Origin of the sequence: Thermoactinomyces sp. FSL K6-2592, assembly GCF_038006465.1 — a bacterium.
In the GTDB taxonomy this organism is placed as follows: Bacteria; Bacillota; Bacilli; order Thermoactinomycetales; family Thermoactinomycetaceae; genus Thermoactinomyces; species Thermoactinomyces vulgaris.
This window is the reverse complement of sequence record NZ_JBBOVH010000004.1, coordinates 47,234-59,148: the sequence shown is the minus strand read 5'-3', so window position 1 is coordinate 59,148 and position 11,915 is coordinate 47,234. Positions and strand designations below refer to the sequence as shown.

The window sequence follows — 11,915 nt, the reverse complement described above, 5'->3', positions numbered from 1 at the left end:
ACAAAAAATCAACACTTTTTACAATATAATATTTAATAACCTACTTTTTTTACTAACATACCCAAAAGAGAGTTGTGTTGCTTTATTGTAAAGAATAGAGAGGGATTTTAACTAGTCCAGACAAACGCCTGCGATATTCTGAACATTATTTTGTCACGGGCAGCCCGATTCCTAGCTGAGACTAGGAAGGACATCCAAAGGCTAACCACTCTCGTATTATTGGATTCACTTGGGAACTCCCGCCCAAGGGTCCTTTATATTTCTCTAAAGTTTTTAGGGGATGATTAATAAAAGGGGACGGGGAGACGTCCACACTTGTGGCGTCTCCCCTTGGTTGCGCTGGATCCGAAGGGGAAGGGAATGTCAAGGGCGGCTTGCCCTGGCCGAAGTCATGAGGCCAAGGCAAGCTGGCAAAGCGGACCCTTGACATGAACCGGACCCAGAGGATACTTATGATAAAATAAGGTTGATCCGGCTTCATTTGCATAAAAAAAGACCCCTGGGAACTAGAGGGTCTTTTACTTAGCAGATAATGGGCCAATAAGACAGGCAAGAGAAGTCGAGAAGTCTCCTGCCTGTTGAGGAGTATGGAAAAAGGGATGAAAATCCCCCGTCTAACATCAGTATAACATGTTTCAGCGCGGACCATTTTTGACAAATAGATGATAAAAAACAAGAAACCCCGGAAAACCGGGGGTTCTTGTTTTGGCTTCTACGAAAAGAGTTTTACAAAGACAATCATATAACATCATCGGCAACTCATCAAGCTCGACAAAAATTTTAAAAATCATAAGAATTATATGCTTTTTGATTATAAAAACCAGATAATTATAATAAGAGTATGATATTTACATTACATAATCAGGGAGAGGATAAAAATGAAAAAGCAATGATTGCTGTTTCATCTCTAGCTCTAGCAGGGGCCTTAACCGGATGCACAATCAACGTAGGTCAAATATAATAGGCACATATAAAAAATCTAATAGGAGGAAGAAATGTGAAGAGCTTCAAAAATGTTATCCGTTTATTTAGTTTCGTTTTTCTTTTGATCTTTACAAGCGCATGTTCTATCAACTTCAACGCGGACAGCGCAAATCAACAAAACGCACAACAGCCACCTGCTGAGCAGCTAAGCGCTCAAGACGTATTGAAAAAGTCGCTTGAAGAGATGCAAAAACTGAAGGGCTATAAATGGCAAGTTACAGCGAATCAGAACATCAAAGCTTCGGAACCGGGAATAGGCGCTACCACGACGATCAATGCCGGGATCGACTATCTTGACGAAATGAATTTTCGTTCAGACATGCAAATATCAACTGAATTTTCTCAAGATCAATCCCGGGAAAACCTTAGCTGGGAGATCATCGCCAAAGATAACACTGTATATATCCGGGATGGAGTTAATAATAAATGGGCAAAAGCAAAAATGACCCCGGAGATGGTCGAACACTTCATAGGGCTTGATCAAGAGTACAGTAACCCTGACTTCATCTTAAAACAAGTAATCACAGACGCAAATGCCGTAAACATGACCGAACAAAACGACTCTTACGTTGTAGAGCTGACTTTGAACGATCCAAACAAAATCAAGCCATATATGGAGTATGCTTTGCGAAACTGGCAAAAAGATGCGGATGTGAAACACGATCAAATTCAGTTCAATTCGTTCAAACTGACTTTACATATCAGTAAAGCTGATCATAAACTCAACAAAGTCGAACAAAATGTACAAGTTCATGTTCCATTAAATATAGACCCGAATGCGAGCATTGACTTCGACCAAAAGATGAATTTTGACTTCCGAGGAGAGGTAACAAGCATTACCGTTCCGTCAGATGCTCAATCTGCTCCAGAGGTGGATTTGAATTCAAGTGACAGCAGAACTTACAAACCGGGATCAATTTTCAAAGGAATCGAAGGCGGAATTGATCCCAATTTTGGATCGGATTCGTCCAATTCATCCGGTTCCGATAAGGAGCCATTTGTAGACCCGTCGTTTGGATCCTATTAAACCAAAGCCTCACACGTGTTTTCATGCGTGTGAGGTTTTTTATTTGCTCGTTTCACCAAAATATATTTTCTGATTATCGAACAAACTTCTTGAAGTTTCATGAAGTTTCAGGTAGTATATTATCAGGAGGTGATCAAAAATGAATAATTATGGGATTGAATGGAACTTGAGATATTTCAAAAACAATCCCAAAGATAAACTAGAATACGTTAAAAGGACAATCAATTCTTTGAAAGATAACATCAAACTTTATCACAAAGAAATAGATGAAGCACTCAAACATCCTCGAGAAGACGATTATCTCATCACAGTTCAATACTATGAGGATTTAATTTCCTCGAACGAAGAAGATCTAAAATATTTATATAAAATCTTAGCCCAACTAGCCCAACTGGAGGGAAAGAAATGAAGTATACGATCAGGCTTTCCCTCCTGATCGGAGGGCTGTGGATAATGGCCCGGAACGAGGGCTTTTTTCAGACCTTGATGGAATTTTGTCTGTCCATCTCGGTCAATGTAATAATGATTTTGTTAAGTGTTTTAATCACTTACTTTTTATTTTGCTTTCAAAACCTTTTGATGAAAAGTTTTGAAAGCAAAAAAATTCCTTCTTTCAAAGAAATAAACATTAAAAACGAACTGGTTGAAATGAAAGAAGGGATCAAAAGCATGGGAATTGAAAAGCCCCATGCAAATGGAGTAAAAGAATATATCCATCAGTTAAAATCGCTAAGATACAAGCGAATATTCTGGTGGATATATGCTCGCCTCATGGTGATCGCAATCTTTATTGCCATCTTGGGATTCTCTATGAGCCTGATTTTTCTAGCATTGCTTTTCTCCATATTTGGGGGAAAGTTAATGCAGTATCTAAAATTTGTCATGGATGGATTAAAAAGCTTTGTCGCTTGGCTATTTCGTTTTGGCCGGGCGACCTAGAAAAAGAGTCTGGCGTGAAAAACCAGACTCTTTCTTTTTATCACCAATATTTTTTTAGAAACTTCCACGTAGACAGGAGGAATTTTTTAGGGATTTGAACGTGGTGATCATGAAGTTCGATCAAGTCATAATCCCCTTCAAAGGTATCCTTTTGATCCTGCTTTTCGAAGTTCAACCCATGCACAAAGAAAAAAGAGATGGAATGAGTTGAATTGACGATTTCTTGGGCCAGGAGCATATTCCTGGTCCCTTCCTTGATGTTTATTAAATGATGAGGAGTGATGATTTTCACTACCAATTTCCCTTCGATGAAAAACCAACTTTCTGTCACGTCATCCAAGTAAAAGTAGATAGACGTGACAGGATCTGACGATTGAAAAGTAGATGGTTTCGATGGAATGATGTGACGACGGTATACTTCCTTTAGCTGTTTTGGAGTCAAATCAGGTTGTTCTAATGGAGCGAAATCCGTATAGTACAAAAGCTTTGTTAGCTTAGGATTCTCGAGAAAAGTGTCAATGAGCTTAATATGCCAATCGGAAATATCTTTATAGTTTTCCCGATTCAACCGCCATTGGATCCAGTTAAGCATAAGTCTTCCTCATCCTTTCGATTACTTTTTTCAATTCGCCGGGATAGTCCGTGATCATGCACACGGACGCATCAATTTTCTTTTCTTCCAATAACCTCGGGACCAAAGGAAACCTTCTCTTTTCCTCGGTCACAAACATCAAGTAGGGAAAAGGATTGGCCGAAATTCGGCTGATATCGGACGTATAGAAGTCATCCCAGAGCTTCACTTCCCGGTAACGATTGAACTTTTTGTTGAGTTTCGGGAATTTCACCTTGCGGTTCACATCATCACTTCCCGTATCAAACTCGATGAAAAAGGAAAATCTTTTTCCTGTTTGATGATCAAAGGCCACGCACAGTGCGTCGGGGCTTAACTGATTGGGATGACCAATCAATGCTTTACACTCCACTTCCCACCACTCTATCTCCAATCCCATCTTCTTAAACAACTCGTTGGTGAGGATCGAAAGGTCACATACACGGGCAATGTGATAGTACCTTGGTGTGATGGATACACTCCCATTGGAATGATAACGTATCCTGCGGGGATAATGCCGCCATCCAACAGCTTGAACCCCCAGCTCACCTAAAGAGACAAAAATGGTCCGCTTGGTTGTACCATCAAGTTGCTGATGATAGAGATGATCCTTTTTATCGATCAGATAAAACTGATGCAAACGGTTGATATGCCGTTGCAACAAAGCTTTGGCCCTTTTCTGACGGCCAAAGTCAGGGTGCCAATACATCAGCTGATCAATAGACATCAGCCGATGTTTGGCCAAAATCGCTAATGTTTGACGGTCCTTGTCCGTCAGACTGATTTGGCTTCTCAGCCAGTCTAAACTCAAATCTCTTTTAGCTACACTCTTACGTCGATAGTAGTTTCGGCGAGTCGTTTTCGTTGCGGTTGACATACAATTTCTCCTTTCTGATGATGAATTCGATATATCTCAGACAACATTTTCTTCCTCTCTTGTTGGACCCACCGACGGGGTCGACCAAACTTATTTTTTGCTTTTCGAAAGTCATTCAGCGTGACTTCTTGATATACCGGAAACCGATATTCCGGTGGTTCCATCAACTTGGCAATAAAGATCCGGTCTTTTTGCCCTGCCGAAACTTTGAACAGAGCACAATACCGAAGTTTGGCCAGTTGGTGATAATCACTGAGATCGTATGGTGAAAACATTCGGCCCAGCTTTTTAAAAATATCGTCTCCACCTTTAAACAAGACGAGATTCGGTGCATTGTCCTCCAGTGAAGATTCGATCGCATGGTTCTGAATTGATGAAAAACCATGCATGGTGATCAAGTATCGGTATCGATACTTCCGCGGTTCCTTGAACAAGGGAACTAGGATATTCACCACACTCCGGTGATTCATGATCTGGTGGATCTCATCGACTACTACCAGAACCGGATTTCGTTTCTCTTCCTCAATCGAATCCCGGAGTTTCATAAGCTTCCAGAGTTTTACAAAGTAATGCGCAAACAGATAGTTATATGTGAGCTCCGGCATCGAACTCGGAATGTGAACCAATACCAGATAAGGACCCTCTTTATCCCCATTGGTCCACTTCCAAAAGTCTATCTCGGGATGCTTTTTTTGTCCGATGCAATCTAAAAGAGCTGTTTGCAATTTGATTTTTGCGAATCGATTTTCAATTGTCCGCAGAGTGGCTCCGCTTTTTTCTTGTAAGTCGTTTTCAAACTCAATCAACTCCGTTTTGACTTCGATATGATCGTCATCAATCATATTGAAGATCTTTTTTCGATAAGACGGATCTCTCAGGATCCGAACGGCATCCAAGATATTCCCCTCTCCGGCCAGGAGCGAGGCATGAAACGCATTGATGAGGTATCTTTCGATTGAGTTTGTGCTGGATGTATCCTTGATTGAGTCTAACAGGATCTGTGTTTCAATCTCGGCAATCTCGCTCTCATAACCCGAAATGTTTAACGTGCGTTTATTCAGTTCCAGCAAATCGTGAAAATTCACTGGAATTGGATGATCAAAATCGGCGTGGTTCAAGATAATCACCCGGTCTTGGAGCCAATCCGGGATATGAGAGAGAATCTTAGCAAAGATTTTCCCGTCTGCTACATCGAAGGCAACAACGGATTTAGCATGTTTTCTCCATTCCTCCCGGTTTTTGGCCCGTACACAGAAAGTCTCCAAAATCTGATTGACAAGAAAGGTAGACTTTCCGCCTCCCATTCCCCCGGTCAGTAAGGTGACCTTCACCCAGTCATCCCAATCATTAGGGGTTTTCGGCCGGGGAATGGAAATCAGTTCCTCGGTATCTATCCGGCGCGCAAACGGGAGGGATCCCAGCTCATTTGTTAGCATCAGAGATGGAATTTCTGTTTTGGATTTCCGCTCATGATACACCCCTTTTTCAAGAGGAGAAGGAATCCACAGAATTGGAAGAAGCTCTTTCCGGTACAAACAAAGAGAAGGACTATTTGCTAAATCGGTTTGAAGTTCCTTTACAAGAAGCTTTGTATCTCCTTGTAACATTTCGGCCCATTCTTCCAGGGCTTGACGGAACTGATGTTTTTTCTCTGATCTTGAAGTCCGAAGAAAAAACATCACTTTTACTGAAGCAAATGTTTGTGCTCTGGACTTCCTTCGCGTGAAAACCGGAAGTCCAGAATCCTGAGGTATTTCTTCCGGTTGAATCTCAATTATTTGCTCCTTTTCTTTTTTTTGAAAAAAACTTTCCTTGATGCTTTTATATCCCTCTTGAATCGAGCGAATCTTTTTCAAAATAGATTCTTTTTCTTGATCTGTGGTTAAGTTCTCCCATAACCACTGACTCGTTTTTTTCATCCCTTCTTTTAAGGACCGCTTCTGCTTCTGTTTAGGTACATCTTCTACTTTCTTTTCTTCTTCTTGTGAAGAAGAAAAGGGATGATCAAAGGTTCTCTCTATAGACAAACGATATAAAAGTTGTTCCTCTGGCCCAATCAACTGAAATAAATTTCGAAGATGATCGGGAAAAAGCTCGAGATTGAGTGCATTGTAGTCTTCTGATTCGATGGTGAATACATGGACCTCACCCTCGAAAAAACTTACATCATTCGACTCTATTTCTTTGATCCTGCACGCTCCAAGATCTTTCAAAAAAACTCTTTGGAGTTGCTCTTTAGAAACTTCACCATCAACAAAGATTTTTATCTTCCCCTCTCTTTTCATCACCTGATAACTCAATCCAGATGATGAAGAAAAAGCTGTTTTGATAAACTCCAATCCATTCTCCAATCCATCTTTTTGTTGGTCATCACTGTCTGACAGAATCGGAATCACTTGAAACATAAAAACCCCTCCTTTGAAAAGAAAGACTAACCGTTTTTTTGGTTAGCCTTCATTGGAATTTTTTATTTTTCATTACGAAATATATGACAAAAGGTACCGCAATTAAGATCCATTTAATGACTGTGATTAACATGAAAATCACCTCTAATAAATTGTTTCACTTCTTGTCTTTCTTTTGGGGACATGAACGTTAAAACTCCCCCGGAAAGCACCCCTAAGATCAGGATAGTGATTCCATAACATCCCAACCTTAGGAAGAATCTTCTGATTCCACCTCTCATCCCTTCAATGAGAAGGTGGATCAAACAAATAACAGAAAAAAGAAAAAGAGTTAAAACTAAAACTATATACAAAAATGACATTTTCTTTTCTCATCCTCCTTCAGCTCAAGGAGCTGATGATCGGATTGACGATCTTGTTCATCAACCCGATGACCGCCGGGCCGGCCTTCTGTCCAATGTTAAAGACCGCTTCATAAATGGCCACCTCAGACAGAATGCCAATAGTAAAAATAATGATAAAAGTGTCACGCGCAGATATCAGAAGTCCTTTGGGGTTACTCATGTAATCTTTGATCCCCCAAAGGAATCTAAATACTATGATCATTATGACAATAGTGGCCACAAGTCCGATTAATGGGCTTGCGGCCTTTATTAAGTTAAAAGCCACTCAAATCACTTCCTTTCATGAAGTTTCATGAACATTGTAACAAAAACTTCATGAAGGTTCAAGAAGTTTTTTTCATACTTACGGAAACTTCCGGAAAGTGTTATGATAAAACCGATATCAGTAAAAGGGAGGTTTTTAGATGACAAAAAGAAAATACGGATTAAAATACCGAAAAAAAATCTCGTCCACGATGGACCAAAATCTATATAATGCTATCTATGAAATAAGCCAAGAGTTTGATCGGCCCGTCTCCAGGCTTTTTGATGAAATGGCCGAGCTTTTACTGAAAAAGTACAATAAACCAATACCGAAGAGAAAAAAAGATGAGATTAAACAACAATGAAATAAAAGACGGAGGGGAAAGTATTAAAAAGAAAAAGACAGCGGTTCCTTTTCCGCTGCCTGTAAAAAAAATCACGTCCCTGGCGGATCGCCAACATATACGTTTCTGTTTTTGTTTTTCAACATACTTTCACCTCCTTCTAAGGTTATATGTGCTCGAAAGTAGTCTTGCGCAACATTTAAAAACTTCGGATCTTTTGCCAAAGCCAACGCCTTCCCTAATGATAGCAAAAGATCAATCATTTTTTCCTTAATTTCATATTTTTTTGCGGTGTTTACCGCATCTTGCAGAACGAGAATAGCTTGCTCCAAGTTTCCCTCTTCGAAGAAAACCCTCCCTAATCCTTCCAGCCCATCTAACTCTTGATACTTATCGTTATGCTTTTTGGCATAACGGACCGCTTCTTGGAATTCTTTCAAAGAACGTTGATGTTGGTGCTGTTTGAAATACAAATTCCCCAGCTGATTGTGCGCATACGATAACAGATGTTGTTGGGAGATCAGATCTTTAAGAGACAAAGCTGCATGAAAACAAATCTCTGCACGTCGAAACTCGTTCTCATGAACGTAAATCCCACCTAATGTAGTCCAGAGTTCAAAAGAACGATCATATGCACCGTTCACACGAGCCAGCTCAATCCCCCGCAATGCCACTTCGACCGACTTTGGATAAGGTGTCAGCCGAGCTTTCATTTCATAAGCATTCAGCGTTGCTTCGTGAGTGGATCCAATCAACATCGGCATCCATTCTCGGTGTTCCCACTGATGCAAAACCTTTTGTGCTTCCCCGACTTCCTTTCTCTTTTCGTGATAAATGATCAAGCTGATCATCGCCTGATCATACACATACTGCCGCTCTCCATCGGGGTCAAAAGAAGCAATTGCTTCTTTTGCACAATCAATTGCCGTCTGCAAACGGTTTTCATAGTACTCAATGACAGACAGTTCTTGAAAGCATGCACTGATCAGATTGGTTTTTTTGAGTCGAAACTGATCGGAAAGCTGAATGGCCCTATAAAAACAATCATACGCTTTTTGGAGTTTCCCCTGATACCTCAACGCCTTCCCTTTCAAATACTGCACTGTTGCCTCAAAGTGATCATTTTGAGCCAGCGGGAACTGTTGCAACTCTTTGAGTCCAGCCACCGGATCAACGAGTTGTATGTAGTTCTCGATTGCAATCATCTGCAGATATTTTTCTTGAATCCCTTCTTTCTCTAACCGTTTAAAACGATCCAATTCCTCGGGAGCGATCCCCAATTTTTTTGCATAGTAAACAATCTTATTCTGACTGACTCTCTGATTTCCCGATTCAATATGGGAAATCACTGTCTGAGATAGCTGATTATCAACAAAATCTTCCTGTCTTTTTTTCAACTGCTTTCTTCTTCGTTTCAGAAAAGTTCCTAGACTTTTCCGATCCAAAAGTTTTCTCTGCAAGATCGACGCCTCCCAAAATAATTTTTGAACTTTTTAAGTCCAAAACGGGATATTAACTCATTTATTCCCAATATTTTTGCTGGTTTTTGTTCTTACTTAAGATATATTTAGCATATTGTTTTGATAAATAGCGATATTCATATTATCACGTTGAATTTACTGAAAATATTTATTATTTGATCTATTTATGATCTTATTATAAGTTATAAGTGTCCCAACGACAAATCAATATTTGGCAATATTATCGGAGGACGTGACGATGTCAGTAGTACAAGTAGTTCTCCATCTCCGAGATAGAGATGGAGAGATCAAAATCCCTCTTCGCTTTGTGGAAGTCACAAAAGACGAGCAAGATGAGCATGTTCAACAAATCAAAGGGTGGTCTTACGACATCTTCTCATCACCAATTTCTTCATATCCTTCTTACACTTAACACTTAAAGCCCACTTGGGCTATTTTTTTTGTGTTGGTATGAGGGTTGTTGTTATTTTTGACAACCAGCTGAATTCGCCGATTTCGTGTGTATCAAAAATGATACACATAAGAATTTGAGGTGGTTTCCTTTTTTGACAACTAACAAAAAATGAGCTCTTATGCCCGGTAATCGCATAAGAGCTCAAATCTCCAAAAAAGGAGAGGATTATCTGAAGTATACTCCATCCCAGATGCTCTAGCAAATGTATGAAATGTATGAAATTTATTTCTTTCGGATGATAATCGTTTCAACATCCAAATCCATCGAATCAATATCCTTTTGTAATTCCCCATACTCTCCTTTTTCTTCTCGTTTTGGAACTGGAATGGTCCATGTATATCCTTTCTTCTCTACAAAACATTTTTCAATAGCAGAAGAGTTATCTTCATAGTCCAATTGATGAATGGGCACTTTGATTGTAGAGATACCAAGTCGTCGTACTACATATTCAAAACAGGTAAGAAGAGCTGTTCCTATTCCTTTTCCTTTAAATCGACCAATGTTCATGTAGTCTAACTCAATCACCGAATCTCCTTTTTTAAATTCTTTTGTTTCTAATGCCCGTCTTGAATGCAAACGCCCATCATATGTAAAATAACCAAAAATCTTTTCATCATCGTAATAAAACTTTTTATGGATGATGATAATCCCATATCGTTGACCTTGTTGATCATAATTATCAACGAACACATATTGATCATATTTATAGTCTGGTGCATATTCAGGAATCACAAAACCTTCCGCCTTTTCAACATTCCATCTCGACAAAGTATCAAGATCCGGCTGAGTATTGTATGCATTTAGTTGATGAAACACTCGCCGGATCCTTCGGGACTGTTCATCTTGTTGCTCAACAGCTTGCTTAATAATCTCTTCTAAGTTCTCAATCAGTGACAAATGCTGCTCGAAACTGGCAACTTTTACTTTTCCTTCAGTATCATCAGAAACCAACCGGGTAATAGTGCCTCCCGGCTCACCAATAAAATGATAATGTTCCCCATCAACCTCTACAACCAATTGTTTTACATGAGGATAACTCGGACTTGGTCGATGAACTTTGATCATGCCAAGGCCTTTTATATCAATAGAGACATACGGAGAAATGTTTTCCTCCAGGAGTTCAGCAATCTCCTGAACTTGCTTAATGACTTCCTGCTTTGCTTTCTCAAGTTCACCTTGCGCTTCTTGAAGTGAATGAAGAAAGAAATCTTTGCTATTTTTCTGTTGCTTGATTTGCCATTCTCTCTTTTGTTCTTCTCTTTTATATGCAATCCAACTTTCCAAAATATCTAACAGCTTACTCACGATATACCCACTCCTTTGAATATGCTCCCGCTTCTTCAAGATTCATAGCATGCTCCAAGAGTTCGTTAACGGTGTTATATCTTCGATTAAAGTACTTCAGACGATTGATTCGAAATGCTTTCATAACATCAACCAGATTTTCTAAAAGGATGATGTAATCTTCCACCGTTGCTGGCTGATACTTTTTATGAGTATAAACAAGCTTTAAAGGAAATCCAGTAGAATAATAAAAAACCCTTAGAATTTCCCCTTTTTTATCAACCACAGCTAGTACTTCTTCGACTCTTGATTTTTCGTAGCGTTCTTTTGTCATATATGGCGGTTCAATAGGAGGAACATTTTCTTTCTGTATACCAACCACTTCAATGGTGAAAGCTCCCGGAATCTCATATCGTGTTCCTTGTCCGGCATCAGTAAGTTGACAAGCGATATAATAACCAATCTCCACCAAAAAACTAGAATAAAACTCATGTTTTAATGTTGACTCACGTAATCGTCTTTCGATAACCGGTATCTTCATTGATTCTAACGGATAAGAAAACAATGTCTCCCACCTTCCTTTAAAGAAAATTATAATATACACATTTGTTTTGCGTTATAATAAAAACAACTTCGCATAACCTAAGCCAGGACAACGGAGTGTTGTCCTGGCTTTTCTTTGTGAAAAAAGATCAATTTTCACTTTTACTTTTGGGTGGTAAAACATCTAAATAAACTCGAATGTATTCAGAATTCCGATTCTGATAGGGAGGAGAAGTTTGAAGTACACGGAAAGATTGATCCAATAACTTCTTGGCATCATACACTTCTTCAGGTTTACCCATCAGCCTGATTTTTAACAT

Annotated in this window: 13 protein-coding genes; 5 read left to right on the top strand and 8 right to left on the bottom strand. The window is 39.4% G+C overall.

Features of this window, described 5'->3' with window-relative positions; all coding sequences use genetic code 11:
• Positions 1–997: 997 nt before the first annotated feature.
• From NYE37_RS13955 to NYE37_RS13945, 3 genes are all read left to right on the top strand, one after another.
• A complete protein-coding gene (locus NYE37_RS13955; protein WP_340712160.1) occupies positions 998–2,011 on the top strand; it encodes a DUF6612 family protein in 1,014 nt (337 codons plus the stop codon).
• Positions 2,012–2,150: 139 nt separating this feature from the next.
• The gene (locus NYE37_RS13950) at positions 2,151–2,420 is read left to right on the top strand and encodes a hypothetical protein (protein WP_340712159.1); all 270 of its coding nucleotides are present in this window, start codon (positions 2,151–2,153) and stop codon (positions 2,418–2,420) included.
• The gene (locus NYE37_RS13945) at positions 2,417–2,950 is read left to right on the top strand and encodes a hypothetical protein (RefSeq protein WP_340712158.1); all 534 of its coding nucleotides are present in this window, start codon (positions 2,417–2,419) and stop codon (positions 2,948–2,950) included. The genes NYE37_RS13950 and NYE37_RS13945 overlap by 4 nt, the downstream gene beginning before the upstream one ends.
• Before the next feature lie 40 nt (positions 2,951–2,990).
• Here NYE37_RS13945 and NYE37_RS13940 read toward each other — a convergent pair whose 3' ends face one another.
• The 4 genes from NYE37_RS13940 to NYE37_RS13925 all read right to left on the bottom strand — a co-directional run bounded on the left by NYE37_RS13940 (position 2,991) and on the right by NYE37_RS13925 (position 7,406).
• Entirely contained in the window at positions 2,991–3,542 is a 552-nt protein-coding gene (locus NYE37_RS13940) for a hypothetical protein (RefSeq protein WP_340712157.1), read from the bottom strand.
• Positions 3,535–4,437 (bottom strand): replication-relaxation family protein, encoded by a 903-nt coding sequence (locus NYE37_RS13935; protein ID WP_340712156.1) that lies wholly within the window; start codon positions 4,435–4,437, stop codon positions 3,535–3,537. The genes NYE37_RS13940 and NYE37_RS13935 overlap by 8 nt, the downstream gene beginning before the upstream one ends.
• On the bottom strand, positions 4,383–6,842 hold the full coding sequence (locus NYE37_RS13930; protein WP_340712155.1) for a hypothetical protein: 2,460 nt from the start codon (positions 6,840–6,842) through the stop codon (positions 4,383–4,385). The genes NYE37_RS13935 and NYE37_RS13930 overlap by 55 nt, the downstream gene beginning before the upstream one ends.
• A 381-nt stretch (positions 6,843–7,223) precedes the next feature.
• Positions 7,224–7,406, bottom strand: a complete 183-nt coding sequence (locus NYE37_RS13925) for a hypothetical protein (protein ID WP_340712154.1) — start codon at positions 7,404–7,406, stop codon at positions 7,224–7,226.
• A gap of 244 nt (positions 7,407–7,650) precedes the next feature.
• Between NYE37_RS13925 and NYE37_RS13920 the strand changes: the two genes are divergently transcribed.
• The gene (locus NYE37_RS13920) at positions 7,651–7,854 is read left to right on the top strand and encodes a ribbon-helix-helix domain-containing protein (RefSeq protein ID WP_340712153.1); all 204 of its coding nucleotides are present in this window, start codon (positions 7,651–7,653) and stop codon (positions 7,852–7,854) included.
• 71 nt (positions 7,855–7,925) lie between these two features.
• Here NYE37_RS13920 and NYE37_RS13915 read toward each other — a convergent pair whose 3' ends face one another.
• Positions 7,926–9,293, bottom strand: coding sequence for a tetratricopeptide repeat protein (locus NYE37_RS13915; protein WP_340712152.1), 1,368 nt, complete (start codon positions 9,291–9,293; stop codon positions 7,926–7,928).
• A 259-nt stretch (positions 9,294–9,552) separates the two neighbouring features.
• Between NYE37_RS13915 and NYE37_RS13910 the strand changes: the two genes are divergently transcribed.
• Positions 9,553–9,726: a hypothetical protein gene (locus NYE37_RS13910; protein ID WP_340712151.1), complete on the top strand. Its 174-nt coding sequence runs from the start codon at positions 9,553–9,555 to the stop codon at positions 9,724–9,726.
• A 264-nt stretch (positions 9,727–9,990) separates the two neighbouring features.
• On the opposite strand, the gene NYE37_RS13905 is transcribed toward NYE37_RS13910, so the two are convergent.
• The 3 genes from NYE37_RS13905 to NYE37_RS13895 form a co-directional block, all read right to left on the bottom strand.
• Entirely contained in the window at positions 9,991–11,073 is a 1,083-nt protein-coding gene (locus tag NYE37_RS13905) for a hypothetical protein (RefSeq protein WP_340712150.1), read from the bottom strand.
• On the bottom strand, positions 11,066–11,617 hold the full coding sequence (locus NYE37_RS13900; protein ID WP_340712149.1) for a hypothetical protein: 552 nt from the start codon (positions 11,615–11,617) through the stop codon (positions 11,066–11,068). Before NYE37_RS13900 ends, NYE37_RS13905 begins: the two co-directional genes overlap by 8 nt.
• A gap of 127 nt (positions 11,618–11,744) precedes the next feature.
• Complete coding sequence (locus NYE37_RS13895; RefSeq protein ID WP_340712148.1) at positions 11,745–11,915, bottom strand: DUF3970 family protein; 171 nt, start codon at positions 11,913–11,915, stop codon at positions 11,745–11,747.